Below are 385 nucleotides of genomic sequence, written 5' to 3'. Positions count from 1 at the left end.
GACCTGTCGCGCTTCATCCTCTAGGCTCCGCTGCCGGCGGCAGCAGTCCTTCCCCTCGCTCGTCGCGCGGATGGGATGGATATCTGCCGCATCGGAGCGGATCTTGATTGAAGCCTGTCTCACTGCTATCATTGTGCTCAATGAGATTCTTCAAGCGCGATGTCGCGTCACTGGTGGGTGGCCCGGTCGATCTTGCCTTTATCGATGGTATGCACAATGCAGAATTCGCACTGCGCGATTTCATCAATTGTGAAAGGGTTAGCCATGCCCAAGGCGTTATCGTGATCGATGACGTGCTGCCACGTGACATCGCTCATGCGAGTCGCGAGCGCAATACTCAAGTCTGGACCGGCGACATCTACAGCCTGGTTCCTATATTGCGGAA

At 55.8% G+C, this 385-nt stretch carries 1 protein-coding gene; it reads left to right on the top strand.

Features of this window, described 5'->3' with window-relative positions; translation table 11 throughout:
- Positions 1–140: 140 nt before the first annotated feature.
- The coding region (locus tag EN874_RS32435) for a class I SAM-dependent methyltransferase (protein ID WP_135884721.1) at positions 141–385 on the top strand (245 nt) is incomplete at its 3' end.

Source organism: Mesorhizobium sp. M1D.F.Ca.ET.231.01.1.1 (genome assembly GCF_003999155.2).
GTDB lineage: Bacteria > Pseudomonadota > Alphaproteobacteria > Rhizobiales > Rhizobiaceae > Mesorhizobium.
The sequence above is the reverse complement of the archived record's forward strand: the minus strand, read 5'-3'. Positions and strand labels throughout refer to the sequence as shown.